The organism is Stenotrophomonas sp. ASS1 (genome assembly GCF_004346925.1).
In the GTDB taxonomy this organism is placed as follows: Bacteria; Pseudomonadota; Gammaproteobacteria; order Xanthomonadales; family Xanthomonadaceae; genus Stenotrophomonas; species Stenotrophomonas maltophilia_A.
On the sequence record NZ_CP031167.1, the window covers coordinates 2,968,525 to 2,991,212 of the forward strand.

15 protein-coding genes are annotated in these 22,688 nt (G+C 66.1%); 4 read left to right on the forward strand and 11 right to left on the reverse strand.

Annotated elements, in window-relative coordinates; translation table 11 throughout:
* Positions 1–334: 334 nt before the first annotated feature.
* A complete protein-coding gene (gene rne, locus MG068_RS13910) occupies positions 335–3,571 on the forward strand; it encodes a ribonuclease E (protein WP_132810491.1) in 3,237 nt (1,078 codons plus the stop codon).
* A gap of 481 nt (positions 3,572–4,052) precedes the next feature.
* Here the strand turns inward: rne and MG068_RS13915 are convergent, their stop codons facing one another.
* The 10 genes from MG068_RS13915 to MG068_RS13960 all read right to left on the reverse strand — a co-directional run bounded on the left by MG068_RS13915 (position 4,053) and on the right by MG068_RS13960 (position 17,940).
* Complete coding sequence (locus MG068_RS13915) at positions 4,053–4,940, reverse strand: endonuclease/exonuclease/phosphatase family protein (RefSeq protein ID WP_132810492.1); 888 nt, start codon at positions 4,938–4,940, stop codon at positions 4,053–4,055.
* A gap of 2 nt (positions 4,941–4,942) precedes the next feature.
* Positions 4,943–8,110: a discoidin domain-containing protein gene (locus MG068_RS13920; protein ID WP_132810493.1), complete on the reverse strand. Its 3,168-nt coding sequence runs from the start codon at positions 8,108–8,110 to the stop codon at positions 4,943–4,945.
* Complete coding sequence (locus tag MG068_RS13925) at positions 8,107–8,943, reverse strand: carbohydrate ABC transporter permease (protein WP_006378064.1); 837 nt, start codon at positions 8,941–8,943, stop codon at positions 8,107–8,109. The genes MG068_RS13920 and MG068_RS13925 overlap by 4 nt, the downstream gene beginning before the upstream one ends.
* A complete protein-coding gene (locus MG068_RS13930) occupies positions 8,940–9,821 on the reverse strand; it encodes a carbohydrate ABC transporter permease (RefSeq protein WP_032129770.1) in 882 nt (293 codons plus the stop codon). The genes MG068_RS13925 and MG068_RS13930 overlap by 4 nt, the downstream gene beginning before the upstream one ends.
* A complete protein-coding gene (locus tag MG068_RS13935; RefSeq protein ID WP_132810494.1) occupies positions 9,818–11,158 on the reverse strand; it encodes a sugar ABC transporter substrate-binding protein in 1,341 nt (446 codons plus the stop codon). Before MG068_RS13935 ends, MG068_RS13930 begins: the two co-directional genes overlap by 4 nt.
* A gap of 4 nt (positions 11,159–11,162) precedes the next feature.
* Complete coding sequence (locus MG068_RS13940) at positions 11,163–12,767, reverse strand: glucoamylase family protein (protein ID WP_032129772.1); 1,605 nt, start codon at positions 12,765–12,767, stop codon at positions 11,163–11,165.
* A gap of 251 nt (positions 12,768–13,018) precedes the next feature.
* Positions 13,019–16,105 carry a TonB-dependent receptor gene (locus MG068_RS13945; protein ID WP_049401101.1) on the reverse strand — a complete coding sequence of 1,029 codons (3,087 nt, stop codon included), beginning with the start codon at positions 16,103–16,105 and terminating at the stop codon, positions 13,019–13,021.
* 76 nt (positions 16,106–16,181) lie between these two features.
* Entirely contained in the window at positions 16,182–17,219 is a 1,038-nt protein-coding gene (locus MG068_RS13950) for a LacI family DNA-binding transcriptional regulator (RefSeq protein WP_032129774.1), read from the reverse strand.
* A gap of 149 nt (positions 17,220–17,368) precedes the next feature.
* The gene (locus tag MG068_RS13955; RefSeq protein ID WP_434060509.1) at positions 17,369–17,644 is read right to left on the reverse strand and encodes a BolA family protein; all 276 of its coding nucleotides are present in this window, start codon (positions 17,642–17,644) and stop codon (positions 17,369–17,371) included.
* The gene (locus MG068_RS13960; RefSeq protein ID WP_032129789.1) at positions 17,641–17,940 is read right to left on the reverse strand and encodes a YciI family protein; all 300 of its coding nucleotides are present in this window, start codon (positions 17,938–17,940) and stop codon (positions 17,641–17,643) included. Before MG068_RS13960 ends, MG068_RS13955 begins: the two co-directional genes overlap by 4 nt.
* Positions 17,941–18,315: 375 nt before the next feature.
* Here MG068_RS13960 and MG068_RS13965 point away from each other — a divergent pair, with 375 nt between their 5' ends.
* Genes MG068_RS13965 through MG068_RS13975 form a run of 3 tightly spaced genes read left to right on the forward strand, consistent with a single transcriptional unit; the run spans position 18,316 to position 21,749 of the window.
* Entirely contained in the window at positions 18,316–19,221 is a 906-nt protein-coding gene (locus MG068_RS13965) for a segregation and condensation protein A (protein ID WP_006456456.1), read from the forward strand.
* Positions 19,222–19,234: 13 nt separating this feature from the next.
* Positions 19,235–20,110, forward strand: coding sequence for an SMC-Scp complex subunit ScpB (gene scpB, locus MG068_RS13970; protein ID WP_132810495.1), 876 nt, complete (start codon positions 19,235–19,237; stop codon positions 20,108–20,110).
* Positions 20,103–21,749 carry a pseudouridine synthase gene (locus tag MG068_RS13975; RefSeq protein WP_110712888.1) on the forward strand — a complete coding sequence of 549 codons (1,647 nt, stop codon included), beginning with the start codon at positions 20,103–20,105 and terminating at the stop codon, positions 21,747–21,749. The genes scpB and MG068_RS13975 overlap by 8 nt, the downstream gene beginning before the upstream one ends.
* Before the next feature lie 106 nt (positions 21,750–21,855).
* Here MG068_RS13975 and MG068_RS13980 read toward each other — a convergent pair whose 3' ends face one another.
* A complete protein-coding gene (locus tag MG068_RS13980; protein ID WP_132810496.1) occupies positions 21,856–22,644 on the reverse strand; it encodes an AraC family transcriptional regulator in 789 nt (262 codons plus the stop codon).
* Positions 22,645–22,688 lie beyond the last annotated feature (44 nt).

The window sequence follows — 22,688 nt, forward strand, 5'->3', positions numbered from 1 at the left end:
AGCCCAGCTTCCGACGAATCCGGCACAGTGCGCGACCACCGCCCGCGGGGCGGCCATGTTAGCGGCTCACCGGCCTTCCCGGCCATCGCCGGATGCCTGACACGCAACCGTGCTGAACATGTCCCGCGTGGCGCTCCAGCCTGGCTGACAGCTGCCTGCGGCCTGTAACACCCCAAAACCCATAAGAGTGAAGCGCTCCCGCGGCCTGCCGTGGTGTCGTAGCGCTGGAAACCCAAGCCGCCCTCCCCGCGCTTGCGCGAATGGGCGGCGAACCGTGTCCAGAGGCGAAACCCCATGGCGTTCCGCGCGGTAGCCGCTTGCGAGGAACGCAACAATGAAGCGAATGCTGATCAACGCCACGCAGGCTGAAGAGCTGCGTGTTGCCATCGTGGATGGCCAGTCGTTGTATGACATCGACATCGAGCAGCCGTCGAAGGAACAGAAGAAGTCCAACATCTACAAGGGCCGGATCTTCCGCATCGAGCCCTCGCTGGAAGCGGCCTTCGTTGAATACGGTGGCGGCCGCCATGGCTTCCTGCCGCTGAAGGAAATCTCCCGCGATTACTTCCAGGCCGGTGTCGACCACAACAAGGCCGGCATCCGCGAACTGCTGAAGGAAGGCCAGGAGATCGTTGTCCAGGTCGACAAGGAAGAGCGTGGCAACAAGGGCGCCGCCCTGACCACGTTCATCTCGCTGGCCGGCCGCTACATGGTGCTGATGCCGAACTCGCCCAGCGCCGGCGGTGTCTCCCGTCGCATCGAGGGCGAAGACCGGGCCGCCCTGAAGGACGCCCTGGACAAGCTGAACATCCCCGACGACATGGGCGTGATCATCCGTACCGCCGGCGTCGGCCGCGATGCGGAAGAGCTGCAGTGGGATCTGGATTACCTGCTCAACGTCTGGCGCGCCATCGCCGAAGCCGCATTGAGCAAGCCGGCCCCGTTCCTGATCTACCAGGAATCGCGCCTGATCGTGCGCGCCCTGCGTGACTACCTGCGCGCCGACATCGGCGAGATCCTGGTGGACACCGAGGAGATGTACGAGCACGCCCGCGAGTTCATGCAGCAGGTGATGCCGCAGACCCTGCGCAAGCTCAAGCATTACAAGGACGACATCCCGCTGTTCAACCGCTTCCAGATCGAATCGCAGATCGAAGGCGCCTACGAGCGCAACGTGCGCCTGCCGTCGGGCGGCTCGATCGTGGTCGACCAGACCGAAGCGCTGACCGCCGTCGACGTGAACTCCTCGCGCGCCACCAAGGGCAGCGACATCGAGGACACCGCCTTCCAGACCAACCTGGAAGCGGCCGAGGAAGTGGCCCGCCAGCTGCGCCTGCGTGACCTGGGTGGCCTGGTGGTGATCGATTTCATCGACATGGCCTCCAACAAGCACCAGCGTGAGGTCGAGAACCGCCTGGCCAACGCGCTGAAGTACGACCGTGCGCGCGTGCAGGTCGGCCGCATCTCGCGCTTCGGCCTGTTGGAAATGAGCCGCCAGCGCCTGCGCCCGAGCCTGGGCGAGTCCAGCCAGATCGTCTGCCCGCGTTGCGACGGCCACGGCCGCATGCGCAGCGTCGAGTCGCTGTCGCTGTCGATCATCCGCGTCGCCGAAGAGCATGCGATGAAGGAGAACACCGGGCAGGTGCTGGTGCAGGCCCCGGTGGAGATCGCCAACTACCTGTTGAACGAAAAGCGCAGCGCCCTGCGTGAGATCGAGCAGCGCCACGAGGCGCCGATCGTGATCGTCGCCGACGAGCAGCTGCACACCCCGCACTACACCGTCACCCGCCTGCGTGAGAACGAGCTGGGTGAAGAGAGCAACAAGCCCAGCTACCAGCGCGGCACCCCGCGCAAGCTGCCGGTGCACGCCCTGACCAAGGGCCAGTTGAACATCCCGCCGCCGGCCGTGACCCAGGTCAAGCACACCTCCCCCGCTCCGGTGCGCGAGGAAGTGGAGCCGGCCGCAGCGGCACCGGCCCCGGTCGTGGCAGCGCCGGTTGCAGCGGCCCCGAGCGGCGGCGTGATCGGTTGGCTCAAGCGCGTGTTCGGTGGCGAACCGGCGCCGGCACCGGCACCGGCGGCTCCGGTCGCCCGCCAGCAGCAGGACGGCGGCCGCAAGGACCGCAACAAGGATCGCAACAAGGACCGCAAGGACCGTCGCGACGACAACCGTGGCAACGGCGGCAACGGCAACGCGCAGCAGCAGAAGGACGGCGGCAACCGCAAGGAGCGCGGTGAGCAGCGCAGCAAGGACGGCCGCAACGGTAACAACGGCAATGCCCAGCAGCAGCCGCAGCAGGGCAAGCAGAAGGAGCCGCAGCAGAAGGATGGCCAGCACCAGCCGCAGCAGCAGAACAAGCCGCGCAACGAGCAGCAGGGCCAGAACCCGCAGCAGCCGAAGCTGAAGCAGCCGAAGCAGCCGCGCCCGCAGCAGGACGGTGACAAGCCGGCCGAGAAGCCGCAGCGCAACGCCGCCGAAGCACCGGCCGAAGCCGTGACCGCGGCTGCAGCCGTGGCCGCCACGGCGGTCGCCGCCAATACGGTGACCGCGCAGGAAGCGACCGCACCGGTTGCGCCGGTGGCCGCCGCTCCGGCCGAAGCCGCAGCACCGGTCGACACCACTGCCAACGCCGCCAGCGAGACCGAGGTGGTTGCGGTTGCCGGTGAAGAGGCTGCAACCGACGCCAATGGCGAGCAGACCGGCGAAGGCGCGACCCGCCGTCGTCGCGGCCGTCGCGGTGGCCGTCGCCGTCGTCGTGGTGGCGCCGAGAACGCCGCCGGCAGCGACGCTCTGGGCGATGACCAGGATGATGGTGAAGACGGTGATGACGCCGAGCCGAGCGTCGACAGCACTGCCGGCACTGCGCCGGTCGCTGCTGCGCAGCCGGCCCGTTCGCAGCCGGAGTTCGACTTCGATGACGAAGCCGAACCGGCCGCTGCCGACGCCGCAAAGCCGGTCCGTGCTGCCGCCGCTGTTGCCGCCGCACCGGTTGCCGTGGTGAGCAGCGCTGTGGTCGAAGCCGCCGCCCCGGTCGTGGCTGAAGTGCAGGCCCCGGTCGAAGCTGCTGCGAAGACTGAAGCGGCGTCCTCGCCGGTGCAGACCAGCATGCTCGATGCCATCGACGCCGCGACCCCGGCCCAGCCGGTAGCCGCTGCCGCGCCGGTGACCGAAGCAAAGCCGGTCGCGGTTGAAGCCGCCCCGGTGGTTGAAGCCGCTCCGGTGATCGAAGCGAAGCCGGCGGCGGTCAAGGCTGCGCCGGTCGTTGAAGCCAAGCCAGATATCGTTGAAGCCGCTGCGGCGGTTGAAGCCAAGCCGGTGGCCGTTGAGGCCGCGCCGGTGGTTGAAGCCACGCCGGTCGTCGAGCCCGTCGTGGCCGCCGAACAGCCGGTCGCTCCGGTGGCGGTGGAAGCCGCGCCGATCGAGGCCGCTGCCCCGGTCGCCGAAGCGGTGGTGACGCCGTCGATCGACCCGGTCGCCGATGGCCATGCCGACGCTGCGGCCCAGGCTGCAGAAGCCAAGACCGATGAAGAAGACGAAGAGGCCGCCAAGCGCACGCCGCCGGCGAACTGATCGCTCCTTGATCGCGTGAAAACGAAACGGCGGGGATCAATGATCCCCGCCGTTTTTGTGTGTGCGTTTGGCGCTGGCTTCGCTTTGGTAGAAGCCAACCTTGGTTGGCGCCGTTGATTCAGTGCACGCAGACACGTTCGTGCCAACCAAGGTTGGCACCTGCCAGGGCACACCCCGCACACGGTCACTGCTTTGGTGGAGGCCAACCAGCGCACACCCCGCGCACGATCACGGCTTAGGTAGAGGCCAACCTTGGTTGGCGCCGTTGATTGAGTGCACGTGGACACGCACGCGCCAACCGAGGTTGGCACCTACCAGGGCACACCCCGCACACGGTCACTGCTTTGGTGGAGGCCAACCAGCGCACAACCCGCGCACGGTCACTGCTTTGGTAGAGGCCAACCTTGGTTGGCGCCGTTGATTGAGTGCACGCGGACACGTTCGTGCCAACCAAGCTTGGCACCTGCCGGAGCCTGCTCCGTCAGGGTTTCGGTGCGAACTGCAACCGGGTCCACACGCCGTAGTGGTCCGAGGCCCAGCGTCCGCTGTCATCGGGCTGGTCGAACAGCAGCTTCGCCTCGCGCGCGACCATCTCGTCCTGCTGGAAGAAGATGTGGTCGATCCGCGACGGCGCCTGGTAATAGTGGCGGTTGAGCGTACTGACCCCGGACAGGTCGGTATTGACGTGCACGCTGCCGTAGCTGTCGCCGTAGTGGCTGCGCAGCTCGCTCAGGTCGCCAGCATCCACCAGCGCATTGAAGTCGCCCGCGATCACCACCGGCGCACCGGCGGACGTCGTAGTGATGAAGCGCAGCAGGTCCTCGACCTGGGTGCGACGGATGCGCTGCCCACTCTCATCGCTGCGCTCGTTCAGATGCGTGGCGTAGACGTTCACCGGCGTGCCGTCGACGTCGATGCGCAGGTGAGCCACGGTGCGGTAGTCGTCCAACGGCAGCAGCAGATGATCCCCCTGGGCGAGGATCGGCCGCCGGGTCAGCAGTGCATTGCCGTAGCGCTTGGGTGCCCCGACCGGATCGGTGGACACGAACACGTACTTGTAGCCGAGTTGGCTGGCCAGCCATTGCGCCTGGTTTCGCACGTTGCGGCGCTGGATCACCTCCTGCAGGGCAACCGCATCCGGCTGCAGGCGCTTGAGCTCGGCCAGGATGGTGCGGCGCCGGCTCGGCCAGTCTTCGCGGTCATGATGCAGGTTGAAGGTGACCATGCTCATACCCGCTGCGCTGGCAACGTCGGGCGCCGCGTTCGCGGCAGCCGGCTCGGCCGCCATCACCGCGCCCGGCACTGCCAATGCAATTGCCAGCCCCAGGGCACGCACCGACGTGCGCACCCTTGCCCTCTGTTGCTTCATCGTTACTGCCCCTTGCGCTCGGCGCGGCGCACTGCGCTCGGTATGTCGATCTCAACCCGCGCCGGCAGCTGGTGCACGTGCAGTTCCTTGTTGACCCACTCGGCTGCTTCGCCGTTGATACTCGCCTCGCCCGGTTCACCGACGTATGGCCACGGCAGCACCACGCCTCCCACCGGTGGCACCAGGCCCGGCTGCACCTCCAGCACCAGCTGTTTGTCGCTGCGCTGCAGGCGGTAGTTGAGCTGGCCCTGCGGCGTACGCAGGCCTTGCACGGCGATGCCCTCGCCCTGCAGCCACGCGGTCGGTACGCCGGCGGCCAGCACCAGTGACTCGTCCATGTCGCGGTTGTAGGCGAACATGTCCAAGGCCGAGCGCACGAAGTCCGAGGCCACCCAGGCATGCGGCAGGTCACCGACGAAGAACGGCTTGCGCGGCGTACGCGAGACCACTTCGGCCCACTGGTTCCAGGCCTGCGGTGCGCGGTCCTTGAAGAAGAACTCGGTGGCCTGCCAAGCGCGATCGCGCCAGCCCAGGCGCACGAACGCGGCCACGTTGCGCCACTCGTACGGGGTGTAGTCCTTCCACTCGCGCTTGCCGTCGCGACGGGCAACGAACTCGTTCCAGTAGCGTTCGAAGGTCGCCTCCAGCGCCTGCTGCGGCAACCTGCCCTGTTCGCCGCCCGGGGCCAGTGCGATGGTCGTCGACGTCGCGTCGAAGTCACCCAGCTCGGCCGAGCCCGGCAGGTAGTCGATGTTGTGTTGCTGCATCGCGGACAGCAGCGAGGCCTGCAGATCATCCCGGAACTGGTCGCGCGACTCGGCGATCTGCATCGCCTCGACCTTGCCCAGCTGGGTCGCCAGCAGGGCCGCGTCCTTGTAGCCGCGCAGCGCCCAGAAGTTGTCCCAGTACGAGTGCATCGGCTTGGCCGAATAGCCTTCGTGGCTGATCGAGGCCGGCATCATGCCGTAGAAGGCCGGGTTGCGTGCCCGGTTCTCCTCGGTGCGCTCGCTGGCGCGCAGCTGCTCCATGTAGCCGTAGGCGCCCTGCACATGCGGCCACATCAGCTCGGTGAAAGTGCTGTCGCCGGTGTAGCGCCCGTACTCGGCGATGCTGTAGATCAACTCGCCATGGCTGTCGTTCTCCGGCACCGGGTCGCTGCCGCGGGCATCGACGCAGCACGGCACCTTGCCGTTCTCGAACTGATACGGCGCATACCAGTTGATGTAGTCGCGCACCGCATCACTGCGGCCCATGCGCAGCAGGCCCTCGGAAATCATCGCGCCATCGCGGATCCAGCTGCGCGCATACGAACGCGTGCCCGGCTGCAGGCGTGGGCCGACGCGCGAGATCAGCATGTGCGCGACCGCGGTGCGCAGGGTATCCACCAGCGCCTGGCCCGCAGCCGGCACCTGCAGCGAGACCACGCCCAGCTTCTTGCGCCACTGCTCGGCCACCTGCGCCTGCGCCTTGGCCACGTCCAGCGCCTGCGGTGCCCAGCCACCGGTCTGTGGCAGCACCACCGCCACTTCACGGCTCTGGCCGGGCTCCAGCTTGATCGTGTACATCAGCGCACCCGACGCCATGCCGGTGCTGTCCTTCACCGCTGTGGTCGCCGGGTATGTGCCGCTTTCCAGATGCATCGCATCAAGCTTGCCGTCGAACGTACTGGCAAAGCGCGCGTCCGGCACCTGCAGCGGGTAGATGCGCGGCTCACCGTTGACCCGCACCAGCTGCTCACCCACATCCAGTGCATCGATGCGGCTGAAACCACCGACGGTGTTGAGGAACTGGGTGGGCGGGTTGACCTGCCACGGGCGGATCGCCAGCGCCAGGGTGTACTCGTGCGCGACCTTGTCCGGATTGCTCAGACGGTAGCGGCCGATCAGCTGCGCGCGCTCCGGCGTACCCTGCACGAAGCTGGTCACTGCCAGGCCGACCTTCTCATGCACCCAGTCGACGTTGGCGATCGGCAGGTAGTGATCCTGCAGCGACTGGGTGATGGCCACCTTCGACCAGTCCAGCAGCTTGCCATCGAGGCGGATGAACGGCTCGATGCTGAAGCTGCCCTTGGCCGGCTCCAGTGCGCCATCCTCGCTGATCAATGCCTGTTCCTGGCCACCATCAAGGCCGAGCAGGGTCCAGTACGGCTGCTCGCCCACATAGGCACGAGGCAGCGAGCCCCGTGGCAGGTCGGCGGCGACCGAGGACAGGAATGCGTTCGGGGTGGAAGCAAAGGCCAGCGGCTTGAGCGCGATGTCGCGGATGCCGTAGCGCCAGTTCGGGCCGTCCTGCAGATCGAAGCGCACGTAGCGCGCATCGGTGTCCGGCAGCGCCAGCCAGTCGCGGCCACCGGCACCACTGGTGACTTCGCGCACGGTGCGCCAGTCGCGGCCATCCTCGGAGGTGCGCACGGTGTAGCGGCGGGCTTCCAGGTTCGGCAGCCAGTCGATCACCGCACCACCGATCTCGCGGCTCTTGTGCAGGTCCAGGCTGATGGTCTGCTGCTTGACGCCACCGCTGATCCAGAACGTATCGCTCTTGCCGTCGATCATGCGGTCCTGCAGCGCGGTGGCGGTATCGGCGATCACCGACGGCACCAGCGCCGAGTCATCCTGGGCTGGCAGGCCCTGCAGGGTCAGCTTGTCGAAGCACACCGTGCCGCGGCCGCCGACCTTGCTGTAGATCGTGAACTCGACCGCAGCGCTGCGTGCCATCTCCTTCTCGGGAGACGGCCCCCACGCCTTGTCGATCTGGCGACGGCGATACTCGACCGGCGTCCACGCCTTGGGGAAACTGTAGCCGGGACGATTGACCCACCAGACGTTGTCGCCGCTGGCATCGATCAGCTTGAACTGCAGGTCGTTGCCCGGTGAATCACCGCGCAGCTGGAAACCGAAACGGTAATTGACCGGGTATTCGATGTTCAGCGCGCGGCGGATGCCGACGTAACCGGAGACATCGTGGAAATCATAGTCCAGGCACAGCGCGCGGCCACCACCGGCGCCGCTGACCGGCCGCAGCGAACCGCTGACCTGGTCGGACAGCACCAGCTTCCAGGCTGCGATGTCGTCGAAGTCGTCCAGCACCTTCGGTGCCGGCAGCGCCGGTGGTGCGGCGATCGCCAGGGAGGTCCACAACAGGCCCAGTCCAACGGCGATCGCTCGCTTCATCCTTTGACGCTCCCCAGCAACAGACCTTGGATGTAGTACCGCTGCAGCACCAGGAACAGCGCCAGCACCGGAACCACGGTGACCACCGCACCGGCCATCATCATTTCCACGTCCATGATGTGCTCGCGCGAGAGGGTGGCCAGCGCCACCGGCAAAGTGTAGTGCTCCTGGTCGGTCAACACGATCAACGGCCACATGAAATCGTTCCATGCGCCCATGAAGGTGAAGATCGCCAGGGTCACCAGCACCGGCTTGAGCATCGGCAGCACGATCTGGAAGAAGATCCGCAGCTCCCCTGCCCCGTCGATGCGGGCCGCTTCCAGCAGTTCGTCAGGAATGGAACGCGCGTACTGGCGCACCAGGAAGATGCCGAACACGCTGGCCAGCGCCGGCACGATCACGCCGCCGAAACTGTTGACCAGACCGAGCTGCTTCATCAGCAGGAACAGCGGCAGCATCGCCACCTGGGCCGGAATCACCAGCGCCGCCATCAGCACCTGGAACAGGCGCTCGCGGCCGACGAAGTTCAGCTTGGCGAAGGCATAGCCGGCCATGGTGTTGAGCAGCAGCGAACCCAGGGTGATGCCGACCGACACCAGCAGGCTGTTGGCGAAGTTGCCGCCCATGCCGGTGCGCGCGAACAACTCATGGTAGTTGCGCGTGGTGATGCTGGACGGCAGCAGCGGCGGCGGGAAATGGGTCGCCTCGCCCTGTGGCATGAACGAAACCGAGAGCATCCACAGCAGCGGTGCCAGGCTGACCAGGGCCAGCACCAGCAACGCACCATTGATCAACCACGGGTACCAGCGCGACTGGCCGATTTCACGACTCATACCAACTGCCTCTTGCGGCCGAAACGCAGCATCACGGTGGTCACCGCAAGGATGATCAGGAACAGCAGGAACGCCACCGCGGAGGCGCGTCCCAGGTTCCACCACTTGAAGCCTTCCTCGAACATGAAATACAGCACGCTGACGGTGCTCTGCAGTGGGTCGCCGCGGGTCATCACATACGGTTCGGCGAACAGCTGGAAGTAGCCGGACACGGTGATCACGCCGACCACCAGCAGCACCGGGCCGAGCATCGGCAGGGTGATGTGCAGGAACTGCTTCCAGCGCGAGGCACCGTCGATGCGGGCGGCCTCGTACAGGTCATGCGGGATGGCCTGCAGGCCGGCCAGGAAGATCACCATGTTGTAGCCGAAGTTCTTCCACACTGCGAACAGCATGATGGTCGGCATCGCCCAGTTGGGATCGCCCAGCCAGTCGATCGGGCTGATGCCCAGGTGACCCAGGCCGTAGTTCACCAGGCCGTAGCTGGTATGGAACAGATAGCGCCAGATCACCGCCACCGCCACCAGTGTGGTCACCACCGGCGCGAACAGCGCGGTGCGGAACAGCGCCTTGAAACGCGCGGCGGGCGCATTCAGCAGCATTGCTGCGCCCAGCGACACACCGATCGACAAGGGCACGCCGATCAACACGAAGTAGGTGGTGTTCCACAGCGACTTCCAGAACATCGGCGTCTGCAGCAGATCGATGTAGTTGCCGAGGCCGACGAAGCGCAGGTTGCTGCTGTCGGCCAAGGCATACAGGTCGAAATCGGTCACGCTCAGCGCCAGCGCCGAGGCGACCGGCAGGCCGAAGAACATGCCCAGCACGATCAGCGAGGGACCGGCGAAAACCCAGCCGGCAAGCGAGGTACGTTTCATTGCGCGCTCCCGGCGGCCACGGCACTGCTCGATTGCGGCGACGGCACGCGCTGCTGCAGGCGTTGTTGTTCATGCATCCAGCGGCGCTTGGCCAGCACCTTGTCCACGCGCTGGTCCAGCTCTTCCACGGCCTTGTCCTGCGCCAGGCCACCACGCACCACCTTCTCGGTGACGATGCGCATTTCCTGCACGATGCGCTCCCACTCAAGCACCTTCGGCGTCGGCTTGACCCGCTCCAGCTGGTCACGGAACGCAGCGGCCAGCGGATCGTTGGCCAGCGACGGCGCGTTCCAGGTACTGCGGCGCGGCGGCAGGTCGCCGATGATCGAATGGAAGCGCGCCTGGATTTCGGGTCGCGACAGGAACTCGATCAGCTTCCACGACGCCTCCTTCTGCTGCGACTTGCGGAAGATCACCAGGCTGGTACCACCGGCAATACCGGCGCCCGGGCCGTCCGGACCCGGCAGCGCGGCCGTACCCCACTGCCCTTCCAGTTCCTTCGGCTGCAGCTTCTTGAACTCGCGGATGTTCCAGGGGCCGGAAATGTAGAACACGTTGAAGCCACGGAAGAACTCATCCCAGACGTTGGAGATCTGCGTCTCGGACATCTTCGGCGCCCAGCCCTGCTCGAACATGTTGGCGTAGAAGGCCAGCGTGCGACGGAAGCCCGGGCTGGCGAAATTGCCGCGGGTGTCGTCATCGCGCAGCAACGGATCAGGCTGCTGCAGTGCCAGCGAAAGCTGCTGCTCGAACTCGTTGATCGGCATCAGCACCGCATAGCGGTTCGGGCCCTGCATGCGCTTGATCGCCGCCATCTGCTCGTCCCACTCCTGCCAGTTGCGCGGCGGGTGGTCGTAGCCGGCCTTGGCCAGCAGGTCCTTGCGGTAGTAGATCAGGCGGGTGTCGACGTACCACGGCACGCCTACCAGTTCGCCGTGGATCACATTGGTATCCCAGATGCCCTGGAAATAGTCCTTCGGGTCGACCACGGACGAACGCTGCACGAACGGCTGCAGCGGCGTCAGCGCGTCCAGTTCGGCGAACTCCGGCACCCAGGTGTTGCCCAGCTGGCACACGTCCGGCAGGCCGTCCGCGGCGAACGCGGTCAGCAGCTTCTCGTGCGCGGCGGTCCACGGAATGTTCTGCACATCCACCTTGATGCCCGGATTCTCGGCCTCGAATTCATGGATCAGCTCGCTGACCACCTCGGCTTCGCGGCCCATCGCCCAGAAGCGCACGGTGGTGGTGCCCGGTTCGGTACGGGCGCAGCCGGCCACGGCCAACACGGCCAGGGCAGGCAGCGCCCAGCGGCGCAGGCGGTCGATCCAGTTCGGCATCGGGTTACTTGCCCTGGCCTGTATTGCGGTTGGCATTGTTCTTCTGTTCCTGCGCGGCAGCCGCGCGTGATTCGGCGATACCCACCGCGCGTGCCGCCGCGGCCTTTTCGTCTTTCTGCAGTTCCAGCGGCTGGAACGAACCTTCCGGTGCCAGCCAGCCACCGCTGAACCCGGCCCGTTCCAGGCCCTTGCGGATGTACGGGTTCTTCTTCATCACTTCCCAGACGAAGTCATCGCGGTAGTTGGCGATCATGGTCAGGATCGGGCCCTGGTCGATGGCGATGTAATCGCTGGCGACCCAGCCGCGATCCGGCACCAGGCGGCCGGTCTTGATCGGGATGTCGTAGTTGAAGCTGGGGTTGAACGAATCCAGGAAACCGTAGCTGGAATAGATGTAGTCGCCGTAGCGCTTGTGCATTTCCAGCGTGGCCGGGATCACCTGCTCGGGCGCGAACACCACCGAGGCGATCGCGGCGGTGGGGGCAATGGTGCCGTCATCGAAGTTCTCGCGCAGGCCGGCGCCGCGCGAGGAGTAGTGGCGGAACTGGCGCTGCTCGCCGCGGTACTCCTGGGTGGTGTTCTGCGGGCCGTCGCTGGCGGTCAGGCCCCATACGTTCTCGCCATAGTCCTTCCACTGCATCGGGTTGGCGATGGCGTACTCGCGCTGGGCCAGCGCAGCCGAGCGGCTGTTGAGGAAGTAGGTGCTGCCGCGCTCGCGCATGTACGCGTCCTGGATATCGCGGAAGTCGATCCAGACATGGCTGTACTGGTGGCCGAACAGCGGGCCGAACGACAGGTATTCCTGGCCCTGGTAGACGCCCCAGTCGTTGTCGTAGGTGCGCGTCCACACCGTCCACGCATCCGGGCTGACCGGGTGCGTCGGCGAACCCAGGGCAAGGATGTAGACCATCATCGCCTCGTTGTAGCCCATCCAGTCGTGGTCGATGAAGCCGCTCTCCGGGAACCAGCCCATCGAGATCAGCGGCGCACGCTGCTGCAGCCACGGCCAGTCGACCTTCTTGTACAACGTGTCGGCGATCTGGCGGATCTCCTTCTCGCGCGGATCGTCACCGTCGTAGTACGACTGCGCGAACAGCACGCCCATCATCAACAGCGCGGTATCCACCGAGGACAGTTCAACCCAGCTGTCGTAGCGACGCCCTTCCTGCATGTCCAGGAAGTGGTAGTAGAAGCCCTTGTAGCCGGCCTTGCCGGTGCGCTGCGGCCCCATCGGCACGTCGCGGAAGAACTTCAGCGTGGTCAGGGTGCGGTCGATCGCCTGGTTGCGGCTGACCCAGCCGTTCTCGATGCCGATCGGATAGGCGGTCAGCGCGAAGCCGACCGAGGCGATGCTGGCGAACGGCCGCGACGGATAGCGGTCCGGGGTCAGGCCGTTGATCTCGTTGGTGGTATCCCAGAAGAACTGGAAGGTACGGCGCTCGATGTCATCGAACAGCGGCGGCAGCACCGGCTTCATCGGCCGCGGCGGTGCGTCGGCCTCGATCAGGATCACCGGCGGCCGCGGCTTGGCAGGTTCCTGCTGGGCCGGCTGGCAGGCGGCCACGGCCAGGCTCAACGCTGCGGCGGACAACAGATGGCGTGCCTGCATGGCGCGATTTCTCCGGTGGTCTGATCGATGGGAAAGCATACCGTCCAATGATCTGAAATCGTTTACAAGATGCGTTCTGAAAAAACCACGAAAAACGTGGTTTGACACCGCGATCATTGCCCATGCCGCTGCCGCCTGGCCGGCAGCGGCATGGGCAATGGACCGGCACGGGGCCGGCCATTGCCTTTTTTCTTCCTGCCGATGCCGCCGGCGGAGCGGCGGCATCGGGGTATTGCTTCAGGCCGATCCGCTTAGAAGCGGAAGCCCACTTCGGCCTTCACCTGACGCGGGGTACCGATCACATCGCCGGTCTCGTTGTAGCTCACCAGCAGCTTGCCATCGCTCTTCACGTAGTTCAGGTTCGAGAAGTTGTCGAAGTTGAGCACGTTGATGATGTCGATACGCGCATACAGCTCGGTATCGCCGGCCAGCTTGAAGGTCTTGGTCGCCTGCAGGTCCAGCGAGCGGTAGCCGAAGATCTTGCCACCGAGCAGGAAGCGGCCATTGCCGCCCGGAGTACCCGCGGCCGGAGTCGGCAGGCAGTTGGCAGTGCCAGCCTGCGCGATGCAGGACCAGTCATTGCCCGGGGTAGGCGTGGCCAGGGTCAGCTTGCCACCAAAGGTGATGCCCCAGAAGCCGTCATACGAGCCGGTGACCACCAGGCGATGGCGCGGCGCGCCGTTGGACTTGATGGTCGGGTACTCACCGATGGTGCCGCGATCGAACGAGTAATGCTCGTTGATGTTTCGGTTGTGACGCGCGTTGGTCCAGGTATAGGCGATCGAGGTGCCCCAACCGCTTTCCTTGCTGTACGGCTTCTGCGCCGACAGCAGCACCTGGGTGGAACGGGTCTTGATGCCCTGCTGGCCGATGATCAGGCTGCCGAAGCCCGGAATGTTGCAGTTCCACGGCTGGCCGTAGGTCGGCTCCTTGGCACCACACAGCATCTGGTTATCGAAGAAGTTGCCGTTGTTGAAGCGGTTGCCCAGGGTGAAGGCGAACCCATCATAGGTCAGCGTGCGAGAAATCGTCGCGTCGGTCAGCCACTCACCGAACTGGTTGCTCATGCCCAGGCTGAACTGGTCGGCGTACGGCACCTTCATGTTGTTGTTCAGCAGATCGACTTCCATGCCTTCATTGCTGGTGGAACCCAGCAGTGCCTGCACGTTCTCGATGCCGTTCATCAGGTTCGGGTTCCAGTCAAAGCACGGAGTCTGGCCGTACATGCAGTTGCCGGTGGCCGGGTTGCGGAAGTAAACGGTCGGCTGCGGCAGTGCCAGCTTGGTGGTTTCCAGTGCCAGGTTGTCGAACAGGTCGCGGTCATAGGAACGGCCGGCGCCACCATGGAACACGTGCCGTTCGTCGGCATTGACGTCATACGAGAAGCCCAGGCGCGGCTGCCAGGCGTTCTTGAAGTTCTTGCGGTTGTGGCCGGTGCTGATGTAGTCGTTGACGTTCAGCCCGCTGAGCGCCAGCGTCTGCGCATAGGTCTGGGACACGCCCGCCGGCGCGTTCGGATCCTGCGAGAACAGGGCCTTCACGACCTCCGGCGGGGTCACGAAATCGGTGTAGACCGGGTTCTTTTCGTAGTCCCAGCGCAGGCCGATATTCAGCTGCAGGTGGTCATTGACCTGCCAGTCGTCCTGGATGAACAAGCCGATCTGCTTGACCTTGGCGCGCACTTCGGACTGCACGCCGGTGACGCCGGTGCTGGCCTTGGTGAACTGCGCCTTATACGGCGTGCTCGAGGGGAACGCCGGGTTGTCGATGGTGTAGGAGAACTGAGGGTTGATCTGCGCCGCGTCGGAAGCGTACAGGTCGATCTGCTTGTACTTGGCGCCCATCTTGATGGTGTGGTCGCCCGCCCACTGCAGGCCGTCCAGGGTCAGGTTGTCCTCGATCGCCCAGCCCTTCTGGCCCTTCACCTGCGAGGCGAAGGCATCAGCCGCGCCAACCTGGACGAGTGTCTTCTCCTGCGGGCGGTTGGCGTCCGAGTCGCCGAAATCCGGTGCGGTGTAGATGATGCCGTTGCCCATGGTCAACGGCAGCGGATTGTTGAAGGCCTCCTCGTGGGTCACCATCAACTCGTTGTAGAAACGCTCACCGCTGTGGTTCCAGCGCAGCGCATAACGGCGGTCGGTGTTGTCCACGACCTTGCCGTGTACCTTCGCGGTCTGGCCACTGAACTGCTGCTGGGTTTCGTCGCGGTCCTGGAAGGTCAGTTCGATGCGATCGTTGTCAGTCGGCTCGAAGTCGATCTTGGCGAAGATCAGGTCCTGCTGGAACGGCTGGCTGGCCGGGCCGAGACCTGCGAGACCATCGGCGGGCAGATTGGCGGCCGACGGAGTGACGGCACCGTCCGGCGCGATGGTCACCGGCAGATCGAAGCGCTTGGCTTCATAGGTGACGAAGAAATGGGCCTTGTCCTTGATGATCGGGCCACCCAGCGCGAAGCCGTATTCCTTCTCGGCCGAGTCTTCCTTGCTCTTGCCCGGCTGGCGTTCGGCCGGGGTCATCGCACGCATGCTTTCGTTGGTATAACGGTAGAAGGTCTCACCCTTGAACTCGTTGGTACCCGACTTGGTCGCAGCCGTGATCGCGGCGCTGGACACCTGGCCGTACTCGGCCTTGTAGTTGCCGGTGATGACCTTGTACTCACCGATGGCCAGCTGCGGGAACGGGTTGCCCGCGCTGCCGGACTGGCCGGAGATGCCGCCACCCTTCACGTAGCTCTTCTGGCCCACACCATCGATATAGACGTTGGTGCCGTCGGAGTTGGTGGCACCGCCACGCAGCGAGGTGTTGCCCTTGGCATCGCGGGTGAAGATCATGCCCGGCACCGCGTCGGCGAACTCCAGGAAGTTGCGCGAGACCTGCGGCGTGGTCTGGATCTGCTGCAGGCTGACGGTCTTGCCGACTTCGGACGTGCGCACTTCCTGCAGCAGGGTCGGTGCGACAACGTTGACGGTGTCCAGGTTGGTGGCCGCGGTCGAACCCGGGGTGCTGCTGGCGGCACCGGCGAAGTTCAGGGTAGCAGTCGAGGCCACGGTGACGGTGACCTTCTGCGACTGGCCGTTGGCGACCACGTCATAGGTGCCCGGGTCCAGGCCCATCAGCGAGTAGCTGCCATCGGCACGGACGGTGCCGCGACGGACGGTGCCGGTGGCCAGGTTGGTGGCGGTCACTTCGGCGCCGGCCTGGGCGCCGGAAACCTGGCCGCGCAGGCTGGCATTGGCCGACTGCGCCATGACGTTCGGAGCGGCGGCCAGCATCAGGCAGCTGACCAGTGCGGTGCTCAGCAGCCGGCGTGCCGGCGTGCGGAAGGTGGTGTGCATCATCAACTCAATCTCCGGGTGGCGGTGACCGCTCGCGCGGTCCCTGCGATCAATCAAAAAAGAAGGAACGCCTCTGGCTTCAATGGCCCGATGGCGGAGTGGTGGAATCGCGAACTATCAAGCGGGGAACCAGGGTCTGCTTGTCCCCTGTCCCGTCCGTGGAGGTGCCGTCCATCAACTGCAGCAGGCGCGTCATGGCCCGGTCGCCGAGCTCGGCGATGCTGACCTGCATGGTGGTCAGCGACGGGTGGACGAAACGCGCCAGTGGAATGTCATCGAAACCCGCCAGGGCGACATCGGTCGGAACACGGACACCGGCCTGCGTGAATGCATACAGGCATCCCAGGGCCATCATGTCGTTGGCGGCGAACACGGCATCAGGCAGCGCTCCGGCTGCCAGCAACTCCTGACCGGCGCGATGGCCGGAAGCTTCGTCGAAATCACCGGGCAGCTCGATGCCCTCGGCGCCACCGCCAAAAGCCGCCAGCGCGTCACGGAAGCCGCGCAGGCGCTCGCGCGCGTCGAAGTTGAGATCCGGGCCAGAAATGAAAGCGATGCGACGGTGGCCGGCGTCAAGCAGATGGCGGGTCATCGCCATCGCACCGGCATGGTCGTCGATGCTCAGCACCGGGTGGTCCTGCCCGGGCAGATAGGTGTTGATCAACACCGTCGGCAACGACTGCGGCAGGTTGTCGGTCAGGAAACCGGGGCTCTCGGCATAGGGCGAGAGCACCAGCAGGCCGTCGACGCGGCCGCGCATGGCGCGCAGGGCCGCGCCCTGCTGCTCCTGGTCACCGTGGTAGCTGGACACCAGCAGGTGCTGGCGACGGCTACGGGCGACATTGTCGATGCCACGCATCAGTTCGGAGAAGAATTCGCCGTACAGGTCAGGCAGTACCACGCCCACCGTATTGGTGCGGCGGCTGCTCAGGCTGCGGGCGGCGGCGTGCGGGGTGTAACGCAGCCGTGCGGCCACCTCCAGCACAAGCTGGCGGACCGGTTCGGCGACATTTTCATGCCCGTTGAGCGCGCGGGAAACCGTGGCCACGGAGACCCGGGCTTCGCGAGCGACGTCTTTGATTGTGATAGCTGCCTTGTTCACGAAGCCGCCCTCCACGGCTTGGACCTACCAGCATTGGCGCGGAATGTAAGCGTTTCCATCTGGGCTTGTAAACAGTCCGTTAGGCGAATGTCCCGAAATGGACATGGAAATCTGTCTGCAGCGAGCCCCCGCAGGGACCCGCCAGGACAGCGTGGGACAAGGGCTCAGCCCTGTTCTGACGGGGTCTGCGCGCGGATGGACAACGCGTGGATATCGGTCTCCATCATCGTCCCCAGCGCGGCGTACACCGCGCGATGCCGGGCCAGCGGGCCCAGGCCGGCGAAGCGTTCACTGACCACATGTACGTTGAAATGGCCGCGGCCATCGCGCGCACCGGCATGGCCTGCGTGGCGATGGCTGTCGTCCTCGATCTCGAGCACGCTCGGCGCCAGCGCATGCTGCAGCGCATCACGCATTCGCGAGATCCGTTCCGCGTTCACGGCAACACCTTCCGGAACGGTCGCACCTGCACGCGGGTGTAGACGCCGGCGGCCACGTACGGGTCGGCGTCGGCCCAGGCCTGGGCCTGCAGCAGCGACTCGAACTGCGCGATCACCACCGAGCCGCTGAAACCGGCCGGGCCGGGGTCTTCACTGTCCACCGCCGGGCAGGGGCCGGCCAGCAGCAGGCGTCCCTCGTCGCGCAGCGCGTGCAACCGCGCCAGGTGTTCCGGCCGCGCCTGCAGCCGCTGCGCCAGCACATCCTGGCCGTCATACCCTTCGATCACATACCACACCGGCATTTCCTCGCTTGCGTTGTCGGGTCCGCAGATTCTAGCCAATGCGGCCCCTGCCCCGGCCCGGCTGGACACTGGCGCAACAAAGGCTTACCCTAGACTCCATTGCACGTGGCTGGATGCAGCAGCCCGTCGGTTTTTGCGGCCAACGCAGCCCCCGACGACCGTCCCGCTGCTTCAAACCGGACCACCTGGCCGGGCCACGTAGACGACCTCCCCGTAGTTCCGTCGCTGCCGTTTCCTGCGGCGCGTCCTGCTGTTTGATATGTGTGGAATCGCGCCGATCCCGGCGTGTCTGGTGCCCTGGGGCTCCGTGGCGTTGGCCCGGCGAACCCGGTGCCGCGACTGGTCCGTTGCAATCCTGATGTCCATTAGATGACTTCCGAACTCGCGCTCGACGCGAACCCGCCAACCCGGCCGCCCGCCCCCCAGCAGCAGGAAATGCCGCTGGCCGTGGTGCATGGGCAACCGGTCCTGCAGATTCCGCAGGACCTGTACATTCCGCCGGACGCGCTGGAAGTCATCCTGGATGCCTTCGAAGGCCCGCTGGACCTGCTGCTGTACCTGATCCGCCGCCAGAACCTGGATGTCCTGGACATTCCCGTCGCCGAGATCACCCGGCAGTATGTGGAATACATCACCGTGATGCGCGAGCTGCGCTTCGAGCTGGCCGCCGAGTACCTGGTGATGGCCGCGATCCTGGCCGAGGTGAAGTCGCGCATGCTGCTGCCGCGCCCGGTCAGCGAGGAAGGCGATGAGGCCGACCCGCGCGCCGAGCTGGTGCGCCGGCTGCAGGAATACGAACGTTTCAAGCAGGCCGCCGAGGACATCGACGCCCTGCCCCGCCAGGACCGCGACACCAGCCTGGCCCATGCCTTCATGCCCGAACGCGCTACGGTGAAACTGCCGCCGCCGGTGGACCTGAAGGAGATGCTGCTGGCGCTGCACGACGTGCTCAAGCGCGCCGAGCTGTTCAGCGGCCACGCCATCAAGCGTGAGGCACTGAGCGTGCGGCAACGCATGGGCGAAGTGCTGGGACGCCTGGAAGATGGCAAGTTCTATCGTTTTGAAGGCTTGTTCACGGCCGAAGAAGGCAAGCTGGGCGTGCTGGTCACGTTCCTGGCGGTGCTGGAACTGGCCAAGGAACAGCTGCTGGACATCGTCCAGGAAGAACCGCTGGCGCCGATCTACGTGAAATCGCTGGCCGCCGGCAACACCAACGCCCCGCTGCAGTTCAGCAGCGAGTTCGACGACAACGACGCCGCCAATGCGGACGAGTGAGCGCTGACTGCCGATGGATCAATCGCTGATCGACCGCATTGTCGAGGGTGCCCTGTTGGCCTCCAGCCAGCCGCTCACCCTGGCCCAGCTGAAGGACCTGTTCCCGGAAGAGGAACCGGCACCGCCGGGCAGCATCGAACGCGCACTGGAACGCCTGCGCGAAGCCTGCGAAGGGCGCGGCGTGGAACTGGTCGAGGTCGCCTCCGGCTTCCGCTACCAGGTCACCGGCGAAGTGCATGGCTGGATCAGCCGGCTGTGGACCGAACGCAAGACCCGTTACACCCGCGCCACCCTGGAAACCCTGGCGCTGATCGCCTACCGGCAGCCGATCACCCGTGGCGAGATCGAGCAGGTGCGCGGCGTGGCGGTCAGCAGCAACATCATCCAGGCGCTGGAAGAACGCGAGTGGATCCGCGTGGTCGGCCACCGCGACGTACCCGGCAAGCCGGCGCTGTTCGGCACCACCAAGGGCTTTCTGGATTATTTCGGCCTGAAGCGATTGGATGAGCTGCCGCCACTGTCGGAACTGAAGGACCTGGGCGAGCTGGAACCCCAGCTGTCCCTGGACCGCGATGCACCGGCAGCGGCAAGCGCCGACGGTCCTGACCTCTCGACCGGCGACGAAAGCGCTGCCGCGAACGATGATGCCGGCCTGGCCGGCAGTGACACCCCCGATTCCGCCGACGCAGCCCCTGCGCCGGCTTCCGATGAGCAAGCACCTTCGCCCCTCGATGATGGGCACCCCGATTCCGCGCCGGGCGAGCGCGCGGTGCCAGTGAACGAACGCGAAGACAACGCCGTCGCGATGACGACCGTGGCTGTTGACCAAGCCGATTCCGAACCAGAGGCCGACCTCGAAACCGTCGGCCGGAGCAAAACTGATGAGTGACACCCCTCGCAAGCTGTCGTTGAACAAGCTCTCGCTCAAGCGCGAAGCCACCTCCGAACAGTTCAAGTTGGAAGAACGCCTGCACAAGGTGCTGGCACAGGCCGGCCTTGGCTCGCGCCGCGCGCTGGAACAGCGCATTGCCGAAGGCCTGGTCAAGGTCAACGGTGAAGTCGCGCAGACCGGCATGTCGGTCAAGAGCGGCGACAAGATCGAACTGGATGGGCGTGGCTTCGTCGCCACCGCCCTGGCCGAGCCGTCGCGCGTGCTGGTCTACAACAAGCCGGAAGGCGAAGTGACCACCCGCGATGATCCGGAAGGCCGCCCGACCGTGTTCGAATCGCTGCCGCCGCTGAAGGGCGCGCGCTGGATCGCGATCGGCCGCCTCGACATCAACACCACCGGCCTGCTGCTGGCCACCACCGACGGTGAACTGGCCAACGCCATGATGCACCCGTCGTTCGAGGTCGAACGCGAATACGTGGTGCGCGTGCGTGCACCGGAAGGCGAGGAAAAGGTCTCCGACGCCATCGTCGACCGCCTCACCCGTGGCGTGGCACTGGAAGACGGCCCGGCCAAGTTCGACGAGATCGAACGCATCGGCGGCACCGATTCGCACGACTGGTTCCGCGTCGTGGTGAAGGAAGGCCGCAACCGCGAAGTGCGTCGTCTTTGGGAATCGCAGGGCTGCCAGGTCAGCCGCCTGAAGCGCACCCGCTACGGCAAGGTGAGCCTGCCGCGCGAACTGGCCCGTGGCCATTCAGTGGAACTGGGCACCGCGCAGGTTGAAGCCCTGCGCGCGCAGCTGAAGCTGGAAGAAGGCGCACCGTCGGCACTGACCCTGCAGCCGGTGATCGGCCAGCGCCGCGCCGCCAAGACCACCGTGCGCGTGCGCGAAGGTGGCCGCGGCAACGCCTACGTCAACGGTCACAACACCGCTGACGAAGGCCGCGAGCTGCGTCGCTTCGACAACGTGCGCGAAGACCGCGGCCGTGGTCGCGGTGGCAAGGGCGGCGGCTTCAAGGGCGGCCTGACGGTCAGCGGTGAAGCGGCAGCCAAGCAGTCGCAGAAGCCGTTCAAGCAGCGTGCCCAGAAGAACGATCGTTCGCTGCCGGAAGGCAACCCGGCCGCGTTCCGCACCTGGTACGTGCCGGATGGCGTGAGCACCGGCCCGAGCGGCCATCGCAACGCCGGTCCGGGCGCACGCGGCCCCGGTGCCCGTGGTCCGGGTGCGGGCGGCCAGGGCCGTCCGTACGGCAAGCCGAAGGGTCCGGGTGCAGGCGCCGGTGGCGGCCAGGGCCGTGGCGGTTTCGGTGGTGAAGGCCGTGGCGGCGCAGGCGGCCAGGGTCGTCCGGCCGGTGCGGGCAACCGCTCGCAGGGCCAGGGCAACAAGCACCCGTACGGCCATCCGGGCAATGCCCCGAGCTTCCCGTCCGACCACGCCACGCCGGGCTTCAATCCGTATGGCAGCCCCAAGCCCGCGCAGGGCGCCCGTCCGGGCGGTCGCGGCCCGGGCGGCGGCAACCGTGGCCCGGGCGGCAATCGCGGCCCCGGCGGTCCGGGTGGCAACCGTGGCCCGGGCGGCCCCGGCGGCAACCGCGGTCCGGGCGGCCCGCGCCGCAGCGGCCCGCGCGGCGGCTGATCGGCGATCCGACTGAAATGAAAAACCCCGGCTCCGGCCGGGGTTTTTCTTTAAAAAGGGGACGGAGGGGATTAAGTCGTTTTTGCCTCAAAGGGGCGAAAGCGACTTAATCCCCTCCGTCCCCTTTTGCGTGGCGCTGGAACGCGGCGGGTGTGGTGCCGGTCATGCTGCGGAAGAAGGCGATGAACGGGCTCTCGGCGGAGAAGCCGGTGTCCTGCGCCACATGCGCGACGCGATGGCCGAGCAGCAGCAGCTCCATGGCCCGCATCAGGCGCCATTGCTGGCGCCAGGCCTGGTAGCTCATGCCGGTATCACGCTGCATTAGCCGGCCAACGGTACGCACGCTCAGGTCCGCACGCGCGGCCAATTCGCCCAGTTCGGGCGGCAACTGTTCGGCCAGCGGCAGACAACGTGCGATCCGCGGATCACGCGGCAGAGGCAGGTCCATCGGCGCCACCGGTGCAGCGACGATTTCCAGCACGCACAACGCCAGTTGATGGTGCGCGCGCGGCGACTGCCAGTCATGGTCGAACGGTGCCTGCGCGATCGGCTCCAGCAAGGCCTGCAGCAGCGGACCTACGCCGATGATGGCCGGCTGGCGGGGCAGCTGGGCCGACAGGGTGGCATCGAAGTACAACGAACGGTACTCGACCGCCTGGCGCATCTGCGCGCGATGGCGCAGCCCACCCGGAATCCACGCTGCGCGCGCGGGCGGCAGCAGGCTGATGCGATCACCGTAGGTCAGGCGCGTACAGCCCTGCCGGGTGTACAGCAGCTGCGCGCGCGCATGCTGGTGCCAACCCGAGTCGTGATCGGCCAATGAAGCCGCGATACCCAGCACCGGAGCGCCCCAGGCATCGGCGTCGAAGTGCGCATCCGGCTGCAACCAGGCCATGTCTGATTTCATGCATTCGATGACAGGATAGACAGAGTGCGCCA

Excerpts from the sequence above, each read along its gene's own strand:
- rne (WP_132810491.1), top strand. The coding sequence starts at position 335 with ATGAAGCGAATGCTGATCAACGCCACGCAGGCTGAAGAGCTGCGTGTT.
- MG068_RS13915 (WP_132810492.1), bottom strand. The coding sequence starts at position 4,940 with ATGAAGCAACAGAGGGCAAGGGTGCGCACGTCGGTGCGTGCCCTGGGG.
- MG068_RS13920 (WP_132810493.1), bottom strand. The coding sequence starts at position 8,110 with ATGAAGCGAGCGATCGCCGTTGGACTGGGCCTGTTGTGGACCTCCCTG.
- MG068_RS13925 (WP_006378064.1), bottom strand. The coding sequence starts at position 8,943 with ATGAGTCGTGAAATCGGCCAGTCGCGCTGGTACCCGTGGTTGATCAAT.
- MG068_RS13930 (WP_032129770.1), bottom strand. The coding sequence starts at position 9,821 with ATGAAACGTACCTCGCTTGCCGGCTGGGTTTTCGCCGGTCCCTCGCTG.
- MG068_RS13935 (WP_132810494.1), bottom strand. The coding sequence starts at position 11,158 with ATGCCGAACTGGATCGACCGCCTGCGCCGCTGGGCGCTGCCTGCCCTG.
- MG068_RS13940 (WP_032129772.1), bottom strand. The coding sequence starts at position 12,767 with ATGCAGGCACGCCATCTGTTGTCCGCCGCAGCGTTGAGCCTGGCCGTG.
- MG068_RS13945 (WP_049401101.1), bottom strand. The coding sequence starts at position 16,105 with ATGATGCACACCACCTTCCGCACGCCGGCACGCCGGCTGCTGAGCACC.
- MG068_RS13965 (WP_006456456.1), top strand. The coding sequence starts at position 18,316 with ATGACTTCCGAACTCGCGCTCGACGCGAACCCGCCAACCCGGCCGCCC.
- scpB (WP_132810495.1), top strand. The coding sequence starts at position 19,235 with ATGGATCAATCGCTGATCGACCGCATTGTCGAGGGTGCCCTGTTGGCC.
- MG068_RS13975 (WP_110712888.1), top strand. The coding sequence starts at position 20,103 with ATGAGTGACACCCCTCGCAAGCTGTCGTTGAACAAGCTCTCGCTCAAG.
- MG068_RS13980 (WP_132810496.1), bottom strand. The coding sequence starts at position 22,644 with ATGGCCTGGTTGCAGCCGGATGCGCACTTCGACGCCGATGCCTGGGGC.